The sequence below is a fragment of the Nordella sp. HKS 07 genome, from assembly GCF_011046735.1.
Taxonomy (GTDB): Bacteria; Pseudomonadota; Alphaproteobacteria; order Rhizobiales; family Aestuariivirgaceae; genus Taklimakanibacter.
Map to the genome: position 1 here is coordinate 1061715 of NZ_CP049258.1, position 20826 is coordinate 1082540.

General features: G+C 60.8%; 20 protein-coding genes and 3 pseudogenes. 13 read left to right on the forward strand and 10 right to left on the reverse strand.

Annotated elements, in window-relative coordinates; all coding sequences use genetic code 11:
- Positions 1-7: 7 nt before the first annotated feature.
- The 9 genes and pseudogenes from G5V57_RS34775 (at position 8) to G5V57_RS33945 (ending at position 8554) form a co-directional block, all read left to right on the forward strand.
- Positions 8-620 (forward strand): annotated as a pseudogene (locus G5V57_RS34775) (methionine adenosyltransferase).
- A pseudogene (locus G5V57_RS34780) lies at positions 520-1169 on the forward strand (methionine adenosyltransferase). The pseudogenes G5V57_RS34775 and G5V57_RS34780 overlap by 101 nt, the downstream one beginning before the upstream one ends.
- A gap of 953 nt (positions 1170-2122) precedes the next feature.
- Positions 2123-2494 carry a Spy/CpxP family protein refolding chaperone gene (locus G5V57_RS35120; RefSeq protein ID WP_371744807.1) on the forward strand — a complete coding sequence of 124 codons (372 nt, stop codon included), beginning with the start codon at positions 2123-2125 and terminating at the stop codon, positions 2492-2494.
- Positions 2495-2496: 2 nt separating this feature from the next.
- Positions 2497-2847, forward strand: coding sequence for a YHS domain-containing protein (locus G5V57_RS05140; protein ID WP_165166494.1), 351 nt, complete (start codon positions 2497-2499; stop codon positions 2845-2847).
- Positions 2834-3142, forward strand: a complete 309-nt coding sequence (locus G5V57_RS05145; RefSeq protein WP_246737531.1) for a DUF5676 family membrane protein — start codon at positions 2834-2836, stop codon at positions 3140-3142. The genes G5V57_RS05140 and G5V57_RS05145 overlap by 14 nt, the downstream gene beginning before the upstream one ends.
- Before the next feature lie 16 nt (positions 3143-3158).
- Positions 3159-5324 carry a heavy metal translocating P-type ATPase gene (locus G5V57_RS05150; protein ID WP_165166495.1) on the forward strand — a complete coding sequence of 722 codons (2166 nt, stop codon included), beginning with the start codon at positions 3159-3161 and terminating at the stop codon, positions 5322-5324.
- Between the two features lie 2 nt (positions 5325-5326).
- Positions 5327-6214: a class I SAM-dependent methyltransferase gene (locus G5V57_RS05155; protein WP_165166496.1), complete on the forward strand. Its 888-nt coding sequence runs from the start codon at positions 5327-5329 to the stop codon at positions 6212-6214.
- Positions 6198-8021 (forward strand): ABC transporter ATP-binding protein/permease, encoded by a 1824-nt coding sequence (locus G5V57_RS05160; protein WP_165166497.1) that lies wholly within the window; start codon positions 6198-6200, stop codon positions 8019-8021. The genes G5V57_RS05155 and G5V57_RS05160 overlap by 17 nt, the downstream gene beginning before the upstream one ends.
- 221 nt (positions 8022-8242) lie before the next feature.
- Complete coding sequence (locus G5V57_RS33945) at positions 8243-8554, forward strand: ABC transporter permease (RefSeq protein ID WP_371744808.1); 312 nt, start codon at positions 8243-8245, stop codon at positions 8552-8554.
- Between the two features lie 143 nt (positions 8555-8697).
- Here G5V57_RS33945 and G5V57_RS05170 read toward each other — a convergent pair whose 3' ends face one another.
- Entirely contained in the window at positions 8698-9939 is a 1242-nt protein-coding gene (locus G5V57_RS05170; RefSeq protein ID WP_165166498.1) for an MFS transporter, read from the reverse strand.
- On the reverse strand, positions 9936-11804 hold the full coding sequence (locus tag G5V57_RS05175; RefSeq protein WP_246737533.1) for a copper-translocating P-type ATPase: 1869 nt from the start codon (positions 11802-11804) through the stop codon (positions 9936-9938). The genes G5V57_RS05170 and G5V57_RS05175 overlap by 4 nt, the downstream gene beginning before the upstream one ends.
- Positions 11805-11867: 63 nt before the next feature.
- On the opposite strand from G5V57_RS05175, the gene G5V57_RS34225 reads away from it, so the two are divergent.
- Positions 11868-12119 carry a hypothetical protein gene (locus G5V57_RS34225; protein ID WP_246737777.1) on the forward strand — a complete coding sequence of 84 codons (252 nt, stop codon included), beginning with the start codon at positions 11868-11870 and terminating at the stop codon, positions 12117-12119.
- 110 nt (positions 12120-12229) lie between these two features.
- On the opposite strand, the pseudogene G5V57_RS34230 reads toward G5V57_RS34225, so the two are convergent.
- The 5 genes and pseudogenes from G5V57_RS34230 to G5V57_RS05195 all read right to left on the reverse strand — a co-directional run.
- Positions 12230-12367 (reverse strand): annotated as a pseudogene (locus G5V57_RS34230) (hypothetical protein); the annotation flags it as partial.
- Complete coding sequence (locus G5V57_RS05180; RefSeq protein WP_165166499.1) at positions 12364-12633, reverse strand: hypothetical protein; 270 nt, start codon at positions 12631-12633, stop codon at positions 12364-12366. The gene G5V57_RS05180 and the pseudogene G5V57_RS34230, both read right to left, overlap by 4 nt.
- Before the next feature lie 565 nt (positions 12634-13198).
- On the reverse strand, positions 13199-13858 hold the full coding sequence (locus tag G5V57_RS05185) for an isoprenylcysteine carboxylmethyltransferase family protein (RefSeq protein ID WP_165166500.1): 660 nt from the start codon (positions 13856-13858) through the stop codon (positions 13199-13201).
- A 31-nt stretch (positions 13859-13889) separates the two neighbouring features.
- Complete coding sequence (locus G5V57_RS05190) at positions 13890-14141, reverse strand: DUF2933 domain-containing protein (protein ID WP_165166501.1); 252 nt, start codon at positions 14139-14141, stop codon at positions 13890-13892.
- A 272-nt stretch (positions 14142-14413) separates the two neighbouring features.
- The gene (locus G5V57_RS05195; protein WP_165166502.1) at positions 14414-14761 is read right to left on the reverse strand and encodes a hypothetical protein; all 348 of its coding nucleotides are present in this window, start codon (positions 14759-14761) and stop codon (positions 14414-14416) included.
- Positions 14762-15831: 1070 nt separating this feature from the next.
- Here G5V57_RS05195 and G5V57_RS05200 point away from each other — a divergent pair.
- Positions 15832-16497 (forward strand): Crp/Fnr family transcriptional regulator, encoded by a 666-nt coding sequence (locus G5V57_RS05200; protein WP_246737534.1) that lies wholly within the window; start codon positions 15832-15834, stop codon positions 16495-16497.
- 530 nt (positions 16498-17027) lie between these two features.
- On the opposite strand, the gene G5V57_RS35125 is transcribed toward G5V57_RS05200, so the two are convergent.
- From G5V57_RS35125 to G5V57_RS05215, 3 genes are read right to left on the reverse strand one after another with little or no spacing between them, the layout of a single operon-like run.
- A complete protein-coding gene (locus tag G5V57_RS35125; protein WP_165173847.1) occupies positions 17028-17279 on the reverse strand; it encodes an EamA family transporter in 252 nt (83 codons plus the stop codon).
- Between the two features lie 41 nt (positions 17280-17320).
- Positions 17321-17557, reverse strand: coding sequence for a hypothetical protein (locus G5V57_RS05210; protein ID WP_165166503.1), 237 nt, complete (start codon positions 17555-17557; stop codon positions 17321-17323).
- Positions 17558-17585: 28 nt separating this feature from the next.
- The gene (locus G5V57_RS05215) at positions 17586-18233 is read right to left on the reverse strand and encodes an RNA polymerase sigma factor (protein ID WP_165166504.1); all 648 of its coding nucleotides are present in this window, start codon (positions 18231-18233) and stop codon (positions 17586-17588) included.
- Positions 18234-18914: 681 nt separating this feature from the next.
- Here G5V57_RS05215 and G5V57_RS05220 point away from each other — a divergent pair.
- On the forward strand, positions 18915-19376 hold the full coding sequence (locus G5V57_RS05220) for a hypothetical protein (RefSeq protein WP_246737660.1): 462 nt from the start codon (positions 18915-18917) through the stop codon (positions 19374-19376).
- Positions 19369-20595, forward strand: a complete 1227-nt coding sequence (locus tag G5V57_RS05225) for an HlyD family secretion protein (RefSeq protein ID WP_165166506.1) — start codon at positions 19369-19371, stop codon at positions 20593-20595. Before G5V57_RS05220 ends, G5V57_RS05225 begins: the two co-directional genes overlap by 8 nt.
- Positions 20596-20826 lie beyond the last annotated feature (231 nt).

The following is a 20826-nucleotide window of genomic DNA, read 5'->3' on the forward strand; positions in this document are numbered from 1 at the left end:
AATTCGTATGGAACGATCGACATTTCCCCCGCTCGAGACGGCCGATGATACCGTGGAAATCGTCGAGCGCAAAGGCCTCGGACATCCGGACACGATCTGCGATGCGCTCGCCGAACCACTTTTTCGCAATCTCGCTCGCGAATATCGGGCACGGTTCGGACGCATACTCCATTACAACGTCGACAAGGCTGCTGCGCGGCGGACAGGCGGCTCCGACCTTCAGTGGCGGCACCATATTGGCGCCCATTGAAATCTACCTGGCGGGGCGAGCGGTCGTGGACGCCGGATTCAAGACTATCCCCGTCAGGGACATTGCGGTCGAGGGATCGCGCGCGTGGTTGCGCGCCAATTTGCATGGCCTGGATGTCGAGCGCCACGTGCTGATACACGAACTCTTGCGGCCCGGCTCTCATGATCTGCAGGCGGTCTTCTCGGGGCGGTCAGGCCCGGACGTCCATCTCGCCAACGACACATCGATAGGCGTCGTCTATGCCGCCATTGAGCCCTGTGGAACAGCTCGTGCTTGCGATCGAAGGGCGGATCAACGGAAGAAACCGCTATGCGGAACATCCGGCATGGGGCGAGAACATCAAGGTCATGGGTGTGCGAAATGGCAATAGCGTACAACTGACAATCGCTTGCGGGCTGATCGGGCGCCATGTTGCCCATATGGGCGACTATCTGGCTGAGAAGGCCTCCATCGGAGAGATCGCGCGGGAACTTGCCGCTCGCCATGGCTTCGCCGCAGCGCAGATCACCATCAACGCGGCGGACAACCCCTCAGCTGGTTCCGTCTATCTCACTGTAACCGGCACTTCGGCTGAAGCGGGAGACGACGGTCAGGTGGGCGTGGCAACCGGGTGAATGGACTCATCACGCCTTGCCGGCCAATGAGTCTCGAAGCAGCCGCTGGAAAGAACCCGATAAGTCACGTCGGCAAGATTTACAACGTCGTTGCGCGCGAGGTCGCCAGATCGCTCGTCGCGCGGAACCGCGAGATCACGGCGGCAAATTGCCTGCTGATGAGTCAGATTCGCGTGCCCCTGATCAGCCTAGCAAGTCAACCTTGCGCCCGGAAATCGCGCGTCGCTTTGCAATGGAAAAGGGAGGTACGGGAAATCGTTGCCGACAGCTTTTCCGTATTCCGGAGCTCGTCGAGAAACTCATAAGCGGCGGACCCGAAATATTCTAAATCGCCTGTCCAGGGAAACTTGGCCGTGCCGCCCTTTTGAGGGCGCGCCTCGCGGAATTTGATCGAAGTCAATGCCGGGGTCCCGGGAACTGGCTAGTCTGACAGTGAATAGAAGTGGAAATGCGAATGGCACTCCTGCGTCCGAGATACCTGTCGGGCACGCCACAGCGGCGGTCGATCTTGCTATGCCTTTTCCTTGTCTTCGCCTTTGTGACCTATGGCTCCCTTCAAGCAATCGAAGCACCATCGCATTTAACACCGGTGCAAATGCACCTGAATGGCGCCCATCTCCTAGTCGTCGCGCATTCTGACCATTCATGCAATCCGGGCGATCGTGAAGGTAAGGATCATATCCAGTGCAGTTGCACTTTCGGGTCGGGCTGTTCTTTTGTTGCCGTGGTCAGCGAAACGGCGACTACTCCCGCCGGTCTCAAGCTCTCCCCATGGCACGCCCGAACATTGTTCCTCGTCAGCTCCGAGGCTGTGTCGCACTTCCGTCCCCCGAGAGTCCCGGCCAGCGCCTGAGCACTGTTGCACGCGGTTTAGCCGGCTGTGCTGAGCCTTATTCTCACTGATTGAAGGATCATGACCATGACTCGATTTATAAGTCCTTTACAACATGCTTGCACAGCAAGCGCGTCGCATCGCCAGGATGCTGCATCCGGCATTGCCAACCAACACGTGAACAAGAGCTTCCTCATCGGCGCGGCTTTGTCGGCCGCACTCGTCGCTGTCTGGCCACTTGCGGCCGCGGCCCAAGCCCAGCCGGATCCCCATCATCCTCAGGGACAGCAGGAACTCGCCGCTGAGTCCGGTCCCAAAACTCCCGGAACAGGCGATCAGTCCGGCATGCCGGATGGTCAGGGAATGATGAGAAACATGATGAACATGATGCAGATGATGGGCCGAGCGGCGGATGCAATGCCCTGCATGCAAAATGCGGCATCCATCGATCATATCGAAGGACGGCTGGCTTTCCTCCGCGCCGAACTGAAGATCGGCAATGATCAGCGGAAGACCTGGGACCACTTCGCCGATCGCATTCGCGAAAGCGCGCAGAAACTCGGCGACGTCCGAAATGGCCCGATGATGATGAAGCCGGCAAACGGTCAGACGTCTTCCGTGTTGCCGCAGAAGCTTGATCTCGAGGATCGGCTGCTGAAGGCGCGGCTCGATCTTGTTGGCGCATATAGAACCCTCTACAGCGCTCTGTCCGAGGACCAGAAGAAGATCGCGGAGGAATTGCTCGTTGCTCATAGGGACATGTGCGGGCCTGCGATGATGCCCATGGGAGGGCCCTAGCTATGCAGGCTCTCCTCTATTTTCTGCTGTGGGCAGGATTGATCTTTCTCATGATGCGCTTCGGATGCGGCTCCCATGTCATGGGACACGGTCACCGGCATGGCGGGCCGAGACCGGATGAGAGCTCTGATCTGCCGGGCACGAATGTACGTCGGACTCCAGAAAAGGCCCGCGATCCGGTTTGCGGAATGACGGTTGATACCGCGAATGCGAAGCCGAGCCTCTATGAAGGCCGCGCCTATTATTTCTGCTCGCAAACTTGCCGCGACAAATTCGAAGCTTCGCCTGCGTCCTATGCGAAAGGCGAGACCAGTCGGTCTTCAACCATGGAGAGTGGTCATGAGCACCACTAAAAGGACTGCCGGCGGCATGAGCGATGCCGGCGAACCGCATAGAATTCCAGTCTTCTCGCTGGGCATGGCCTTGAGCGTGTTCCTGGTAATTTCCTATGTGCTTTGCGTCCTGTTCTACCTGCTGTTCCCTGAGTCGGTGGTGAAGCACGCGGTGCTCACCTTGTTCCTGCCCGGCTTCAAGTTGCTGACCTGGCCGAGCTTCATCCTCGGCATCGTCGAAACCTTTGGGTACGGCTGGTATGCAGCCTTGATCTTCGTGCCGCTCTACAATTTCTTTGTCCAGCGCTGGCGTTAAGGGCAAGGAGATGACGATGCACGCCCATGACGCGATCGCGGAGACAGCCAGGCCTGATGCTCCCTCCGCGGGTCTGGCCAAGGATCCGATCTGTGGAATGATGGTCGACAAAACCACCGCGCTCATGGCCGAGCGCGGCGGCCGTACATATTATTTCTGCAGTCCTGCCTGCAAGCGGACCTTTGAGGATCCTGAGCGCGAGCTCAAATCGATGCGCACACGGGTCACGATCGCGCTGACCGGCGTCCTTGCCCTCGCAATCCTGCGCGCCGGCGCGTTCCTCGCGCTGGCTGCGGGCGCCACGATTGTCACCTGGGCGCCGATTCCGGCACTACCCTGGTTCACCTGGGGAGTCTGGCTTTTCATCCTGGTGACCCCGGTTCAGTTCATAGGTGGCTGGGGCTTCTACAAGGGTGCGTGGAATTCGATCCGGACGCGCTCCATCAACATGGACTTCCTGATCGCGCTGGGAACGACGGTCGCTTATCTCTACAGCGTGGTGGTTGTCTTCGCGCCGGATCTCCTGCCGGTGAAGGTGGAGCAGCGCGACGTCTATTTCGAGGTCTCCGCGGTGATCATCGCCTTCGTGCTGCTGGGCAAGTACATGGAGGAGATCATCAAGAAGCGCTCTTCGGCCGCCGTGCGCAAGCTCATGGATATGCGGCCGGCGGTAGCTCATGTCGTTCGCGAGGACGCGGAAGTGGAGATACCGGCGGAGTCGATCATGGTCGATGAGACCGTCATCGTCAGACCAGGAGAGCGCATTGCGACCGACGGCGAAGTGGTCGAAGGCTCGTCTTCTGTCGATGAATCGATGCTTACAGGCGAGTCCATGCCGGTCGAGAAAACGCCGGGCAACAGCGTCATCGGCGGCACGCTCAATCGCAGCGGCCTTTTACGTTTCCGGGCGACCCGGATCGGAAAGGATACGGCGCTTTCACAGATCATCAGGCTCGTCGAAGACGCGCAGGCGAGCACGGCCCAGGTTCAGCGGCTCGCCGACGAAGCGACGCGCTACTTCGTTCCAGCCGTCGTCGCTGTCGCCCTTGCGGCATTTGTCGGCTGGTGGATAGCGGGCGACTTTCCGCAGGCGCTCCTTTCATTTATTGCCGTGCTGATCATTTCCTGCCCTTGCGCTCTGGGCGTTGCCACACCGGCGGCGCTCATGGTCGGCGTCGGCAAAGGTGCCGAGGCCGGTATCCTCATCCGTGGCGCCGAGGTGCTCGAGCGCGCGCGCAAGCTCAACGCCGTCGTCTTCGACAAGACCGGGACGCTCACGCGCGGCGAGCCGAACGTCACTGACATCATTCCTTTCGGCAAGATGAAGGACACCGCCGTGTTGCGTATGGCCGCCGCAGTCGAAATCGGATCGGAGCATCCGCTTGGCGAAGCGATTGTTCGTGCGGCTTCCCATTGGCAGATCGACGTGCCGCGCGTTTCAAGGTTCGAGGCGATTGCGGGGCATGGTATCCGCGGTGTCGTCGACAGACGGCATGTGCTTCTCGGAAATCGGCGCCTGTTCAAGCGGGAAAAGGTGCCGATCGACCACGCCGAGCAGGCAATGGCGCGTCTGGAGCGGGAAGGCAAGACGGCCATGCTCGTCGGGGCGGGGGGGAAGGCGATTGGGATCATTGCCGTTGCCGATACCCTGAAGCCCGAGGCCAGGGACGCGATCGCGGCGTTGCGCGCCGAAGGGATCGAAGTCGTAATGCTGACCGGCGACAATGAGCGTACCGCCAACGCGATTGCCCGTGAACTGCATATCGATCGCGTCATTGCCGAGGTCCTGCCTGGCGATAAGGCAAAGGTGATCAAAGAGCTGCAGAACCAGGGAAAGATCGTTGCCATGGTGGGCGACGGCGTCAACGACGCGCCGGCGCTTGCAACCGCTGACATCGGCATCGCCATCGGATCGGGCTCGGATGTCGCCAAGGAGACCGGCGGAATCATCCTCATCAAGGACGATGTTCGTGAGGTCGTCCTCGCCATCCGCCTGTCACGCGCAACCTTGCGGAAAATCAAGCAGAACCTGTTCTGGGCGTTCATCTACAATGCCATCGGCATTCCGATCGCCGCCCTCGGCTTTCTCAATCCGATCTTCGCGGCCGCGGCAATGGCGCTGAGCTCGCTGTCGGTGATTGCCAACTCGGCCCTTCTTAAACGCATGAGTATATCGACGTAGGAATGAAGACGGAATCGACCAAACATCTTCCCAACTTGCGCGCTTGGCTTTGCAGTCTCGTCATGCTGGTCATCGCGGCAATGGTCGCCTTCCGACTGGGTCTTTCCCTTTGGACGCTAATCCTGTTGGCAATGCTGCTTGCGTGTCCGGTCGTGATCCTGTGGACCTATTTCATGGGAGGTCGACCCTTGCCGGTCCCGCTGGAACCCACGCCGAGCACCTGCGGAGACACGCGTTACTTCAACTGGGTTGCGCCCTGGTATGATGTCCACTGCTCGATCTTCGGCTTGGGAAAGCGATTTCGAGACAGAGCGCTGGCACTTGCCGGGCTGCGGCCGGGCGATCATGTGCTGGACGCTGGATGCGGGAACGGTGTGTTGACCCGCCGGATAGCGGCCATCGTGGGGCCGGCAGGCGAAGCGTGGGGCATAGATCCGGCCCCCGATATGATAAGAACGGCAATGCAGGATGCCGACCGCCAGGGGAGCGCCGCAAGGTTCAAGCTTGCGGCGATGGAGGCGCTCCCCTTCGCCGACGCAAGTTTCGACGCAGCGATCATAAGCCTTGTCCTCCATCATTTGCCGCCCAATCTGAAGGCCAGCGGGTTGAAAGAGATCAATCGGGTGTTGAAGCCCAATGGCCGTCTGCTTGTCGTCGAACCGGATCGGCCTGATTCATGGCTTCTGCGTATTCTGTTCTGGCCGATGGGGTTCCACCCTAATCTCAAGGATCATCTCGATGGACGAACCGACCGCATCATTCAAATTGGGGGGTTCACGTCTATTATGCTGCTCGGTCGCTGGGCCCACTGGATTGCGTTTTGGGGTGCGCAAAAATCCCAAACCCAAGTCCTCACCGGCGGAGATGACTCCAATGACGCCTCACCCTGAACCGGACACATGGACGCTCAACTCTCCGACCGTAACCGAGCAGATCCGTGTTCTGGTTGCAGCCGTTGGCGCTCCGCCGGCACGCAGGAAACTCATATTTCTCGCAGTCGGCCTCGTTCTGGTCATCGGCGCGACTGCCGTAGGTCAGTTTCTATTGAACGCCTGGAACAAGCCATTCTTCGACGCCATCGAGCGCAAGGATATAGATGGCTTCTTGTTCCAGCTCATCGTATTCGGGATCATTGCGACGGCGCTCCTAGTCCTTAACGTTGCGCAGACCTGGCTCGACCAGATGACAAAAGTGGAAATGCGCGCGTGGCTGACACACGATCTGCTGCTCCAGTGGATGGCGCCCAAACGGGCCTTCCTCCTTGCAGGGGCCGGTCAGATCGGCGTCAATCCCGATCAGCGCATACATGATGACGCGCGACGCTTGACCGAACTGTCCACGGCCCTAGCTATCGGTTTCCTCCAGTCTGCGCTCCTGCTCACAACCTTCATCGGCGTGCTCTGGGTTCTATCGCGAGGTGTTGCACTCGAAATCAGCGGACGCAGCATTGTCATACCGGGTATCATGGTCTGGGCCGCCTTGATCTATGCAGTATCGGGGTCGTGGCTGACTTGGCGAGTCGGCCGGCCCTTGATTGACATTAGCGCGGAGCGATATTCCGGGGAGGCCGAACTGAGATCTGCGCTTGTCCGGGTAAGCGAGGCGACCGACGGGATCGCCCTCTACGGCGGTGAGGCCGACGAGCGCCGGCGGATCGAGCGGGAGCTTCACCGAGTGATCGTTGCCATGCGCCGGCTGGTCGGCCGGATAGCTCGTCTGACCTGGATCACGGCGGGATATGGCTGGTTTGCCATCATCGCGCCGATTGTGATTGCGGCGCCCGGATATTTCGGCGGCCAACTCACCTTCGGCGAGCTGATGATGACGGTGGCTGCGTTCAACCAGGTTCAGCAGGCCCTGCGCTGGTTTGTCGACAATGCGAGCGGCATCGCGGACTGGCGAGCTGCGCTCTTGCGCGTCACGAGTTTCCGCCACGCACTTCTCGCCATTGATCGGCTGGAGCAACCCTATCCCAGGATCGACATCGCAAAGGACTCTGCGAGCCTGGTTTTCGACAATGTCGCGATACGTGTGGCGGATCGGGAAATTGCGCTCGATGGAGTTGTGGAGATCCGGCCCGGCGAGCGTGTGCTCATCATCGGCAAGCCGGGCATCGGCAAGAGCATGTTCTTCCGGGCGATCGCCGGCCTGTGGCCCTGGGGGAGGGGCAGGCTCGCGGTGCCCCCGAGGGCAGGCACGATGTTCCTACCGCAACGATCCTATGTGGCTCCTGGTTCGTTGCGTGAAGTCTTGACCTATCCTGTGACGGCTTCAAGTTTCTTGCAGGAAGATCTGATCAATGCACTTGAGCGCACGAACCTGAAGCACCTGATCCCTTCGCTCGATCGCATCGCGCGCTGGGACAAGGAGTTAATGGCCGACGAGGTGCAGCGCCTCTCCTTCGCGCAACTCCTCATCCATAAGCCGCAGTGGATCATCAGCGATGAGGCAATTTGCCACCTCAGCGAGGACAGCCGTGAGATCATGTTTTCATTGTTCGGGCAGGAATTGTCCGAAGCGAGCGTCGTCAGCATCACAAGTAATGATGTCCAGCACAACTTCTACCCACGAATACTCCATCTCACCGCCCAGCCGGTGGCCTCTTTCAAGGCCTCCTCAGGTGGTGGCCGTCCCACTTCACCTGCCACCGGCGCCACCGAAGGTGAAGCCCCTGCTGTGGTGCGGGCGACCTTTTGAGTCAGATCAAAACAAGCGATAGGGAGCTTGAGATCATCTGAATGGTTGTCCGTGCTTCGCAGCAAGCACATTGCTCGGTGGAATATCCGTCTCGCGCTATGGCGCTGGTCGATGATGTTCACGTGCCTCATGTTTGCATTCACTATTGTCGCCCATGCTGCCCACAAGGAAGACATGTTGTGGGCACGCTACGGGTGGCGTTGCCGTTTTCGGGGGCAGCGATGTGGATCACGACGGGATGGCGAAGCATTCCAAGGCCGTTGACCAGCGCGCACATTCTGGTGGGAACGGCCATCTACCTCTTTGGGGCGACGTCGCTCGGCATCATGCTGGCGACTGTAGCGAACTCGACGCCACAGTTTGCGCTGTTGTCTATTCCGGTGTTCGTGTTGATGTTCCTGTTGTCCGGATCTTTCACGCCGTTCGAAAGCATGCCGCGGTTCCTCCATCTCGTGATGGGCCTCTCGCCCTCGACCGGCAATCGGTGCTCTACCGCGGAGCTGATGTTGAGGTGGTGTGGCGGGAGCTCCTGACAATGATCGGCCTCAGCGCTGCGTTTGTCGCTGTCGCGCTCTTTCGCTTCAAGGCCATGCTCGCGCGGCAATCATAGGACGCTATTCTCGCAGAGTGCGGCGGCGATGTGAACATCTGGCAACGGGGCCGGTTCACTGCCGTCCTATTTCACACTTTCGACGCGCGGCACAAGAAGCTGCGGCAGGGGGAAGCTGACCAGCAAAGCTGCGAAGACGACAAGTGCCGCGAGCAAAAAGCCGGCGGCCGGCAGGAACGGCACATCGAACAGCAGTCCGCCGACGGCTGATCCGATCGCCTGGCCAAGGCTCGCCGATGCGGTCATGCGACCGAGGGCAGCGCCCTGGCTCGCGCCCATGCCCAGCGAGGCCCAGTAGGTAGCGACGGGCGACAGCACGCCGGCGCTGGCCGCAACCAGAGCAACGGCAACCGTCATCGCAAGCGAAGCGTTGGCAAGCGGCACAACGATGAGACCGATGGACAGTGTTGCGAGGCCCGGCGCGATGAACCAGCGCGTCAGCTCGGGCTTTATGAGCGGTGAAAAGATGAGGGCCTGGACAACGGCCATGACGAGACTGCATTCGGCGAACATCGTGCCGATATGCGCAGCGTCGAGACTAAGACTCTTGCCCTGCAACGAAAGTCCGACTTCGAAGGATCCGATGGCAAGCGCCGTAACGAACGCGATGGCTAGCAGGCGCAGGGCGGCACTGCGTTCAACCTGGCTTGCTTCGGCTGGTCCATTCTCGACATCGCGCTTCACTTGGCCGGGAACTACAAAAGTGACAAGGAGTGTGGCGGCAGCGGCCAGGCCTGTCGCCGCCAGGAAGGGCGTGGAAAACGCCTCATCCGGCGCGACGCCGAACATCCCGTCGGAGAGGCGAACCGCGAGCCCGCCGAGCAGCGGGCCGATGAAGAAGCCGGCGGTTCCTGCAATGTTGATCAAGGCGAAGCGGTGGGCTCGCCATTCCTTGGAAGGAGCGTGGTCACCGATAAGCGCGTACGCTGCCGGTGTGACGGCGGCCGCGAACAGGCCGGACAGAAGCCGGCCGACGTAGAGCATCGTCAGGCTCTGGACTGTCGCTAACAGCGCCATGGTCGCCGCGAAGCCGGCAAGACCCAGCAATATGACGGGCTTGCGTCCCCAGCGATCGGAAAGCGCGCCCCAGAGAGGGGCGAAAACAAAGATGGCGAGGATGTAGGTTCCGGTCAGCAGCCCGGTGTGCGATGCAAGCCTCGCCGGTTCGAGCGGTCCGACGAGGCGTTCTATGAGGAAGGGCAGGATCGGCAGGACGACCCCATAGCCCACCGAAATGGCGAACATCGCAGCAAGTATGGCCGCGAGCGGACCCCAGCCCAGTGTTGGCGGCTCGAGAGCCATCATCATGCCGAAGCGGCGACAGGCTGGATCGCCGGATCGGTCGTACGATGCCGCGTGATTCCCGCCAGCCGCGTCCGCTTCAGCATAAGCGCATTGACCGCAACGATCGCCGAGCTCCCGGACATAGCCAGGGCGGCGATCTCCGGGCTGAGCAGGACGGGATAGAGAACGCCAGCGGCGAGCGGAAACGCTATGACGTTGTACGCGACCGCCCACCAGAGGTTCTGATGCATCTTGCGAAGCGTGGCGCGTGAAAGTTCGACGGCGCCGACAACGTCATATGGATCGCTCTTCATCAGGACGACATCGGCGCTCTCGATGGCGACATCCGTTCCTGCGCCGATGGCAAATCCGACATCGGCCTGGGTCAAAGCCGGTGCATCATTGACGCCATCACCGACCATTCCGACTCTTTTGCCCTGGGCCTGGAGTTCCTTGATCTTGGCGGCCTTCTGGCCGGGGAGCACGTCGGCGAGAACCATATCCAGACCGAGGTCGCCGGCTATGCGCTGGGCGGTGCCGGCGTTATCCCCGGTCAGCATCGCGACCTGGACCCCGCGCTCGCGCAGCTTTGCGACGGTGGCGGCCGCCGTTGGACGTGGCGCGTCAGCAATTGCAATGAGCCCGATGACCTTTCCGGCGCGTGCGACATGGACGACGGTGCGGCCGGCGCCCTGCAGCCGCTGAGCTTCGGCGGTGAGCAATCCAAGCTCAAGCGTCTGGGAATCCATCAGCCGGCGGTTGCCGAGAAACACCGGATCTCCATCGATCTGAGCGTGGGCGCCCATCCCCTCAAGGTTCTCGAAACCGGTCTGGACGGGGACGGCTAGGTCGCGCGCCCGCCGTAGGATTGCTTGGGCGAGAGGATGATCGGAGCCTTGCTCGACGGCGGCGGCAGTCGACAGCACATGGTCGACGGCTATGTCTCTTGCGGTGACGACGTCGACGACTTCCGGCTGGCCCATGGTCAAGGTGCCGGTCTTGTCGAAGATGATGACATCGAGCTTGGTCGCTTCTTCCAACGCGGCGGCGTTCTTGAAAAGGATGCCGTTCATCGCGCCGAGGCCGGTGCCGACCATCACCGCCATCGGGGTCGCAAGCCCAAGTGCGTCGGGGCAAGCTATGACAAACACTGTGATGGTCATCGTCAAGGCGAACAGCAACGTTTGCCCGAGCCAGAAGAACCAGACCGCGAAGGTCGCCAGCCCGATGACGATGGCGATCAGGACGAGCCACTGCGATGCACGATCGGCAAGCAACTGCGCCGGCGCTTTCGAGTTTTGCGCTTCCTGGACGAGCTTCACGATCTGGGCGAGGGCGGTATCGGCGCCGACCTTGGTTGCGGTGTAGCGGAACGTGCCGCTCTTGTTGATCGTCGCGCCGATGACGGGGTCGCCCGGCTTTTTGCCGACCGGCATCGATTCACCCGTGAGCATCGATTCATCGACTTGCGACGCGCCTTCCAGGACAGTTCCATCGACCGGGATTTTGTTTCCAGGACGGATGACGATCGTATCTCCGACCAGCACGTCGGCTGTGGGAACTTCAATCTCGCGCCCGTCGCGAAGCACCATCGCCTTTGGGGGAGCCAGATCAAGCAGGGCGCGGATGGCCTCGGAGGCGCCCGCGCGTGCCCGCATCTCAAGCCAGTGGCCGAGCAGGATGAAGACGAGCAGGACGGCAGATGCTTCGTAGAATTGCTGCCCTTCGAAAAAAAGGTCGCGCCGACGCTGAAGAGGTATCCCGTGCCGACGCTGAGCAGCACGAGAACGGCCATGTTGAGGACGCCGTTGCGCAAAGCCCGAATGGCGGCGACGAGAAAAGGCCAGACCGGGTAGAGGATCGCTGCGCTGGCGAGGATGAACAGCCACACCTCCAGCCTCAGGCCGAAGGGCGCCGGCGGCGGCACGAACATCTCGCCCATCGGGGAATAGATGAAGATCGGCACGGAGAAGACGAGGCTGATCCAGAAGCGGTTGCGCATGTCGCGCACCATGGCTTGCATATCCATCCCGGCGGCGTGGCCCATCTCGTGGGCCATATCGTGCGATATGAGCATCCCCGAGGTCTTCGCCGGCGTCATTGCACGGCCGGAAATGGTCGGAGCTCCGTGGTCGGCGTGTCCCGCTTTGGAAGTAGGTTCGGAGGATGGGCTCGGCTCGACGGTCGGCGGGTGGCCGTGCTGATGATGGGCATGTGCATGTGAGAGATGGTTCGGGACCACCTCGCCGGCGCAGTGGAAGCCGCATTTCTTGATCTTGCTCCTGATCTCCGAAACGGAAATCTCCGTCTCGTCGTATTCGACGGAGACGCTGTTCGAAGCTGGATTGCTCCCGGCCTGATGGATGCCGCGGAGTTGGCGCAACTGCTTCTCGATGCACTGATAGTCGAGCGCGGAGACCATGCCGCCCACATCAAGCGTGGTTGACTTCATTCGTTGTCTCCCTTGCAAACGCGCTTGCCGGGTTCGTCGGCTTGCCTGTAAGTGGCGCTTTCCGAGGGAGTCTCGTGGCTTGGGGACGCACAGCCAATTGACGAGCGGCCGCCTTCAGCCGCTTGTTTGTGCAGGCAGCAATCATGCGCGGCAGCGCCTGCCATCATGGTTCCGCGCTTGACCGTCGCGATGCCGCCACATCCCGACTTCTTCTTGTTAACGCCCCGGGTTGGCGGCGTCTTATCTGCGCAGGTTTTCGCCGACATGGCGGGCGCTCCTCTCAATTCACGGTCAAATCCTCGACGTGGGTATCCGGCCGCAACGGGCCATTCTTTAACCCATGTCAAGTTTCGACAGCCGGTCGAGGGTCAGCGCGCCCTGCTGGGATCACCATGTTCGGGTCTCGCAAGCGTTGAAGAAACTAAATTCATGTTAGCCGGTCGGTGTGCCCGCTCTGCCTTCCAGGATTGCGCGGCCGTCTTCCAATCTTCCGATGCCGGCGATACGGCCTCCGCGAGACGCCAAGATGCAGGCGGCTTCGACTTTCGGACCCATGGAGTCGGGTGGTAATCGATGCATCGAGAGCTCTGCCGGGCTCGCTGCCCCGGATCGACTATTGCCGCGCATTCCCCAGTCGAGATATAGACGGCGTCAACGTCGGTCAGCATTAAGAATGCGTCGGCGTCGAGATCTCGGCGAGCAGTCCGGCGACGCGATCCTTGTCGATAAGGGCCTCGACTCCCTGCAAGTCGATTGAACACTTCAGTGCAGTGCGGTTTCCCTGCCGAAGAGCGGCAGTTTCGAAGCCGCAAGATGCGCTGTTGGATGCCGTTAGCGGCTCCCGCGTCTGGCCTCGCGGGCAGACAAGCGAGGGAAGAAGGCAGGCACTTCGCGCATGTAGCGCGCATAGGCCTCACCGTGCTCGGCGAGCACCTCCTGCTCTTCACGCCGTGCGAGACGCCAGTACATGAAGCCGAGGACCGGAAACATCGCCAGGGTGAGCAGTGTTGGCCACTGCAGCAGGAAGCCGAACATCACGAGTACGAAGCCGACATATTGCGGATGACGGATGCGGGCGTAGATGCCCGTGGTCGCGAGCGCGCCCCTGCGCTGCGCCTCGTAGAGCACCTTCCACCCCGCGGAAATAATAACGAACCCGCCGCCGATGAAGATGAAGCTCAGGATGTGGAACGGCCCGAAATGAGGGTTCCTCCGCCATCCGAAGAATTCTTCGAGAAGGTGGCCGGCATCGTGGGAGAACCAGTTGATCTCCGGATAGCGGGTCTGCAGCCAGCCCGACAGCAGGTAGATCGTCAGCGGAAAGCCATACATTTCGGTAAAAAGCGCGACGATGAAGGCGCTGAAGGCGCCGAACGAGCGCCAGTCCCGTTTAGTAGTCGGCTTGAAAAAGGTGAAGGCGAAGAAGATGAAAATTGCCGAGTTGAGGATCACGAGGGACCACAGTCCGTAAGCGGGAATATCGTCTTGCATAGATGCGCGCTCCAGGATCGAACGTTCAATGCTAGTGGGGCGGTTGTTGTGATGCGGATGTGTCGTCGCCACCGTGCCCGCCGTGCTTGCCATGCATGAAGATGTGAAGAAGTGGACAAGCGAGGATCAGCAGCCAGGGCAGCCAGCCCAGAAGGTGCGCGCGATGTTCTGCAATGAGATAGAAGGCCGCGATTGCGAGTAATCCACAGAGGACGATGTTGGCGGCCGTGAACCGACGCCCACGGTTTTCGTCCTTGTGGAGGGTATGCTGGTTCGGTTCCATGGTGTCTCGTCCGGCGGTTGGAGATCGCGACGGAAGGCGTAAGGAGACCCGTGCGAGCAGCGTTCAGAGCGATCGTTATTCATGCCCAGGATGCACCGTCTCCTTGGGGGTGGATGATGCGACGCCGCATGCCGGGAATCCTTGATGCGGGTTAAGTTCTCATCCGGGGTAGTATGCGGCGTGATTGCACCGGGGCCGCGCCAGACGCGTCGTGGCGATGGACCGTCGCCGCTAATACTGGAGGTCGCCAGGCTGGCCCGCGGCCGGAAGGGTTAGGCTGAAGGAAGGTTCTCGAAATCGCGTATCAGGGCATCGATCGAGCGGGCGCACGAGCCGATCCGAATATCGATGCCGCGCGCGGAAAGTGTGTCCCGGTCAGGCTTGGCGATGAAGCCGCAGACAAGCCGACCTATGCCGCTGGCGAGGATGAGCTCGCGCGTGGCTTCGGTGGTACGCTCGGGGTTTTGCCGAAACTCGCGGGCATGGCTGCAGGGATCGATCACGAGAAGCCCATCGGATTTTGAGAAGAATGGGCTGAGAACCGCTTTCCTCCGTGTGCGGGCGACAAGCACGGCGATCCAGCGTTTTCGATCTGCCTGCGGAAGGGCTATCGCTGACATTTCCGACTCGCGGAAGAGTTCGACAAAGATGACAGAACCATCCGTTCGCGGTCCGCACCTTAATCTCGATCAACCATATGGCGCGACGCCGACAAGGGCGGCGCGCGTTCCGGCGGAAGCACGGAGCGGACCGGACCGTGAGGAGGCCCGACAGCCGATTGATCTAGGTCAAGGCAGTTCTGAGACCTGATAGTAGATTGCGGGAGTTCGGCTTTCCGCCCTGCGACGTGTGGAGTATGCTCGGCACGGATAAAGGTGGAGTGCGGCGAAGCGCGATGTCAACGGGTGTAAATTCGAGCGTATGCTTAGGTATCTGGCGCTGCTCATATTCTGTGTGATCGCTGTCCTGGCGCAGGTCGGGTCATTGATGGCGGATGTCAGTGAGCCGGTGCCGAGCCACTCGGAGCGCGGTGGCGCCGGCACGGTGCTGACAACCTCCCCGGTCGAAAGGGAGGATTGTGCCCCCCGGGCGAACTGCTGCTCGTCCATGTGCGCGCCGTGCTACCTGCCGTTCCTACTCAACCAGAAGGGAACCGCGGGCGTTCCGCGCAAGTCGCAATTCCTGACTTTGCGTCAGGATTGCCTGCGCTCGGTCATTCTCGGCCACGATCCCCCAATTCCCCGAAATCACATCCTCTAGGGCCACTCGTTTCAATCGCCACCTCACCAACCTGTCCAGCAGGTCGGTTTGAAAGTGCGATCGATTTGACGCGCCCGCTAGACGTCGCGCGGCGAGCGCCAGGTGCGTCGCACTTTCACCCACAATTGATCGCCTGCGCTCGTAGCTGCCGCAACGGGCCTTCGCGCCCAGGAGGTGTAATGTGAGCTGGGATCGAGCGTCTTTATCCGAAGAGACAGCCCGGTCGCTTCGTCGCGACGATTGGGGAACCATCGAGCGCGAACGGAATGGACCGTTTTCAAGTGAATTGCCGTTTGCCACGCCGCAATGTCGGATGGGTGCGCGGGTCGGCGAGTTGAGCAGGCGCCCACCGTGCCCGAAAGGAGGAAACGATGGCGAGGCATGTGATCCGCCGAATAGCGTTTCATTGCCAATGGAGCGGCATCGACTGATGCCGCGCTATCGCCATGGCGACCGCAAGATTGAGTCAGGACGGGATCTGTTCAGCATTGGATCGAGCGGGAAAACGATCTTCAATCTCCTCGACGGCTGGGTCGCGGTCTATACCCTGCTGGAGGACGGCAGACGGCAGATCGTCCAGTTTGCGCTGCCTGGTGCAATACTGGGCGTGCTGCCGTCCAGGCGCGCGCCTGCCACGGTGGGTGCGCAAGCACTGACCGACGTCGTGGTCTCGGTGATCCCCCTGTCCATCCTGACGTCGTATTCGCATGTCGAACCGGAAATCGGGATACGGCTGGCGCGCTCGCTCGCGCACGACTGCAACCTGGCCTTCGATCATCTCACGAGCATCGGCCGGCGCTCGGCCCGGGAACGAGTCTCTCATCTGCTGCTGGAGTTGTTCACCCGATATCGCGCGCAATGGCCGGGAAATCGCAGCGAGGAGATGGTGCTTCCTCTGACACAGGAGCAGATCGGTGACGCGACGGGCCTGACTTTTGTCCATGTGAACCGGGTTCTTAGCGCCCTGCGGAAGGAGGAGATCGTCCAGTTCCACTACCGACGTCTGCGGATACTCGATCCCGATCGGCTGATTGAGGTCGCCGGCGTCGACCCGATGATCGCGATGTCCTGGCTCGAGCGGCGCCCCTGGGCGTAGGACGCACTCGATTGCGGCGTGACGCCACACGGCGGGCCACCTGCGAAGTGCGGTTCCCGCAAGGGCGGGCGTCCGGCTTTGCGTTCGCCGAGGAATACTCCGAGCCAGTAAGAAGCCAGGCCAACGATCACGGGAAGCGCCGACACGTTCGTCGAAGACGGCGAGGCCGATCATGACGGCGATGGACGGCGACAGAAATGTGAACACATTGGCTCACTCCAGTGGTACGCGGTCGAGAATTGAGAACCACAGCCAGAGGCAAGCGCCGTTCCCGGGAGCGCAGGGCCGAGCAGGGTCGCGAAGAAGGTTGGCGTTGGCTGGACCTGCAGCGGGCGGACGAAGACGAACGACATCGCCATGAGCGGGACCCTCCCCATGAGCGACTGGCCCGCCATCGCCACGAGTGGATCGACGGTGGATCATCAGAATGTTGCCACCTGCGACACCCAGGATGGCGAGCAGGATGTAGGCAAGGGCTGTTGTGAACCCTGTCCCTCCCGCGCCACGCAGCTGACCAACGCTGATGCCGACTATTCCCAAAAAGCCGGGTGCGAGACCGAGATACTGCGCCTTGCGCAGCCGTTTGGACAGAAGGTCCAGGCGAGGATCGCCGCAATGAGCGGTTGGCTGTTCGCGACGATTGTGGCCAGGCCCGGCGACACGAACTCTGCGGCGTGGGACATCCCGAGGTAGCCAAATATCCTGGCGCCGAATCCGATGCCACACAGGGCGAGCCAGGACCGGGCGTCTTTCGGAAGCGGGCGGCGGAGTAAGGCGGCGATCGCCGCCTAGCCTGCGATAACAGCGCGCAGCTTGGCCAAGGTCAGGTGTGGGCAAACGCGGATTCGATCACGATGAGCGGGTAGCAAATCGCTTTCAGCGCCGCGACCAGAACCAACCTCGCCGCGATCCACCATCGAGATTCCTGATCATGACTGCCGCTGCATTCTTTGGGGCGCCGGGCGAAATCGTTCTGAGGTCGGCTGACTTCACGAAACCATCTCAAATCGCCCTTGAGGCTCGCTTGGGCTGGTTGAGCGTCGCAATCCGCGAAACGCATCCATTTCGGCAACGGTGCCAAGAGGTAACTATCGAGACGCTTTCTCGCGGGCGGTTCGGATGTTCCTTCCGGTCTCGCAGTGGCAGTCGAGAAAGCCATGAACCGGACAGGTCCGGCACATCTCCTTGAGCCGCTTTCGCAACGCCTGTCGTCCCCGATGAAGGCGCACGGTGACATTGTTCAGGGAGGTGCCGAGACTTGCGGCCAGTCGGTCGCGCGGCTCACCCAGAATATCAGCACGCCAGATGACGTCCGCGTACTCAGCCTTCAACGTCGGCAGCAAACGATAGAGGCAATTGCAAACCGCTCCGTCGAGCTCGGCGTCGGCAGGGAGATTCTCGATGTCGGCCTCGTTCACACGAATCTCTCGGCGGCGTCGCCTGCTCGCACTGCGCTGATAGTCGATGATGGTTGTCGCGAGGATGCGGCCGAGCCAGCCACGTACTGTCTGGATATCCCGGAGCTGCGATGCGCGCTCGAGGGCGCGGACCGAAAAACCTTGCAGCACTTCCTCTGCTTCGTCGCGGTTGCGCAGGCGCTGCTGGAGAAACAGGAGTATCTCCTGTCGCGCTTCGACAAGGGCCCGTTGGACTGCGGTGTCATGAGGTTTGGCAGCGTCCTCTGCCCGCACTTTACGGGGTGGATCTTGGCCCTCCTGATCATCGGTCTTCGTCATTGTAGCGCCATCCCAGGCGGCCAAGAACGTCCATTTCTCAATGTTTCCCAAGCATTTGAGCCGGCCTCTCTTCCCTGGTCTTTAACCCAGATCAAGCTTTCCCGGCCGGTCGAAAGGCGGAACGTTTCGGCGGCGCCCATCTCGCGCACAGCGCGGACGCCGCGCGCGCTGGGCCGGGGTTAATCATGGCAAGGCTTGACGAGCAACGGCACGTCGCTGGCCGAGACAAATACGAGGGTCAGACAGGGCGTGCAGCCGCGCAGGAGGAGCCGCTATCGACGCGTGCAGACTTGAACGGTTGGCCGGTCCAAACGCGGTTGCGCCACGCGGTGAGCGTCCGGGCTTGAAGAAGTTTCCCGATCCAAGATTGCCCCAGCCTAATCGGACTTGCGGCCATTCAGGGCATGTCAAGCCTACCCGGCTCGACGATCCGATCCATGTAGGCCTTGATAAAATTCGCGCGCTGGCCGATTATAGGCCTGCGACCAGGCTCATCAAAACAAACGCGAGAAGCTGGAACCTGCCAGGTGACCACGCGGATCCATGGGAACGCCTATGTGGCAAGCAGGAGAGCGATCTAAGATGTCTTCATTTGCACGCGCCACGAAGCACATTGGAGCGCTCGTTCTCGCTTTCCCGCTTTTTACCCGTCTGGCCTGTGCCGAGGAGGCAGGTACCGAGCTGGCACGCCAGATCAATCCGGTCGCAACTGAGTACCTGCCCGGCTTCATCCCCGCTCCGGGGCAGACCGACATCCTCTTCAACGTCATCGTCGTCTTTCTCCTGGGGGTGATTTTTCTCCTCGGCGTCTTCTATTTCAAACTTCATGCGCTGCCGGAGCACATGGCGCATCGAACCGACAAGGTGCAGTTGGAGATCGTGGCCGTCCTTTGTCTGATTGCCCTTTTCACGCACAACCACCTCTACTGGATTGCAGCGCTGCTGCTGGCGATGATTGAATTGCCGGACTTCTCTACTCCTCTATCATCGATGGCTGCATCGCTCAGGCGGCTGGCGGGACTGGATGAACGTCCGCCATCGCCGGCGGCTGCTGTTGACGACCGGGGGGTTGAAGCCGACCACCCGAGTGCCATCGTACGAAAATTGGAAGTCGAGGGCCGAAAGAAGCCGAGCCATGCTTGAGTTGATGCTATCCTCGATGGTCACGATCCTTCCGGACTACCTTTTCCGCCGGTACGTTCAAGGCAAGCGCATAGGGCACGAAATCACGTTTCATTCGGTATGGTACGAGTTGCGCTATGGCATCACTGCCTGCCTCCTGCTCACGATCTCTCTCATAACGCTCATCTTCTACTTTCACCCCTCGACAAGAGAAGTCACGTCCGTATTCCGGACCGTGACTATCATGCCCGAGTCCGTCGGCCGCGTGGCCGAGGTGTTCGCGAGCGTGAACGAAAAGGTGGACGCGGGTGCTCCGTTGTTCCGTCTCGACGACTCCCAGCAGAAGGCGGCGCTGGAAACTGCCCGTCGCCAAATAGCCGAGGTCGAGGCTGAAACAAAAGTGGCGGAAACGGAGCTCGCCGCAGCGGATGGATTGATCCAGGAGGCGAAAGGAGCCTACCAGCAAGCGGTAGACGAGTTGCAGATGAAGGCCGAGCTTGTGAAAAAGGATGTCGTCTCGCGGCGTGAAGTGGAGCGCCTTCAGGTCACCGTGGAGGGACGGCAGGGCGCGGTTGACGCTGCAATTGCCAACAAGCAGATACTCCAGACGAAGATCAGCTCGCTTCTTCCTGCCCAGAAAGCAAGCGCGGAAGCCGCTCTCGCGGAGGCGCAGGTCGAACTGAACAAGACGCTTATCGTTGCCTCGGTCGGCGGAACAGTCCAGCAGTTCACTCTCAGGCGGGGCGATATCGTAAATCCGCTGATCCGGCCGGCAGGCATCCTCGTGCCTAGCGAAGCGGGGCGCGGCCGGCTCATCGCAGGCTTCGGCCAGATTGAGGCCTCCGTGATGAAGGTCGGCATGATCGGCGAGGCCACCTGCATCGGCAAACCCTTCACAATCATTCCATTGGTCGTGGCCCAGGTCCAGGATGTCATTGCCGCCGGCCAGCTGCGGCAGGGGGATCAATTACTTGACGTGCAGAACCAGGGCGCGCCCGGAACTATCACCGTCTATCTGGAACCACTTTTCAAGGGCGGGTTGGACGACATTCCGCCTGGTAGCAGCTGCATCGCCAATGCATACAGCAACCATCACGACGAGATCGAATCGCCGGATACGGGCACCATGCGCCGGATCTACCTGCATGCCGTGGACACGGTCGCGCTCGTACAGGCCATGCTCCTCCGCATACAGGCGATACTCCTGCCGGCGCAGACACTTGTCCTAAAGGGACACTGAAATGCGGTCGGAACACACTTTTGACTTCTGGGCAATGGTGCTTGTACCGTTGATAACCTAAGGCAGGATACGCAAAGACTTTGTTGCCTTTTGTCGGCGCCGACGGTCCCTGTCGCGGCCATCATCATGCAAGTCCTGCAACGACGGTCTCTAATCGTGACGAGGTTAGGATTTGGCAAGAAATGGTTCGGCTAGCCCGGGCCGTCCATATCAGAACCTCACTCGCGTGAC

Bases quoted from the DNA above. Each gene is read 5' to 3' on its own strand.
- G5V57_RS35120 (WP_371744807.1), top strand. From the start codon at position 2,123: ATGCAAAATGCGGCATCCATCGATCATATCGAAGGACGGCTGGCTTTC.
- G5V57_RS05140 (WP_165166494.1), top strand. From the start codon at position 2,497: ATGCAGGCTCTCCTCTATTTTCTGCTGTGGGCAGGATTGATCTTTCTC.
- G5V57_RS05145 (WP_246737531.1), top strand. From the start codon at position 2,834: ATGAGCACCACTAAAAGGACTGCCGGCGGCATGAGCGATGCCGGCGAA.
- G5V57_RS05150 (WP_165166495.1), top strand. From the start codon at position 3,159: ATGCACGCCCATGACGCGATCGCGGAGACAGCCAGGCCTGATGCTCCC.
- G5V57_RS05155 (WP_165166496.1), top strand. From the start codon at position 5,327: ATGAAGACGGAATCGACCAAACATCTTCCCAACTTGCGCGCTTGGCTT.
- G5V57_RS05160 (WP_165166497.1), top strand. From the start codon at position 6,198: ATGACGCCTCACCCTGAACCGGACACATGGACGCTCAACTCTCCGACC.
- G5V57_RS33945 (WP_371744808.1), top strand. From the start codon at position 8,243: ATGTGGATCACGACGGGATGGCGAAGCATTCCAAGGCCGTTGACCAGC.
- G5V57_RS05170 (WP_165166498.1), bottom strand. From the start codon at position 9,939: ATGATGATGGCTCTCGAGCCGCCAACACTGGGCTGGGGTCCGCTCGCG.
- G5V57_RS34225 (WP_246737777.1), top strand. From the start codon at position 11,868: ATGAAGATCGGCACGGAGAAGACGAGGCTGATCCAGAAGCGGTTGCGC.
- G5V57_RS05180 (WP_165166499.1), bottom strand. From the start codon at position 12,633: ATGTCGGCGAAAACCTGCGCAGATAAGACGCCGCCAACCCGGGGCGTT.
- G5V57_RS05185 (WP_165166500.1), bottom strand. From the start codon at position 13,858: ATGCAAGACGATATTCCCGCTTACGGACTGTGGTCCCTCGTGATCCTC.
- G5V57_RS05190 (WP_165166501.1), bottom strand. From the start codon at position 14,141: ATGGAACCGAACCAGCATACCCTCCACAAGGACGAAAACCGTGGGCGT.
- G5V57_RS05195 (WP_165166502.1), bottom strand. From the start codon at position 14,761: ATGTCAGCGATAGCCCTTCCGCAGGCAGATCGAAAACGCTGGATCGCC.
- G5V57_RS05200 (WP_246737534.1), top strand. From the start codon at position 15,832: ATGCCGCGCTATCGCCATGGCGACCGCAAGATTGAGTCAGGACGGGAT.
- G5V57_RS05210 (WP_165166503.1), bottom strand. From the start codon at position 17,557: ATGCGTTTCGCGGATTGCGACGCTCAACCAGCCCAAGCGAGCCTCAAG.
- G5V57_RS05215 (WP_165166504.1), bottom strand. From the start codon at position 18,233: ATGACGAAGACCGATGATCAGGAGGGCCAAGATCCACCCCGTAAAGTG.
- G5V57_RS05225 (WP_165166506.1), top strand. From the start codon at position 19,369: ATGCTTGAGTTGATGCTATCCTCGATGGTCACGATCCTTCCGGACTAC.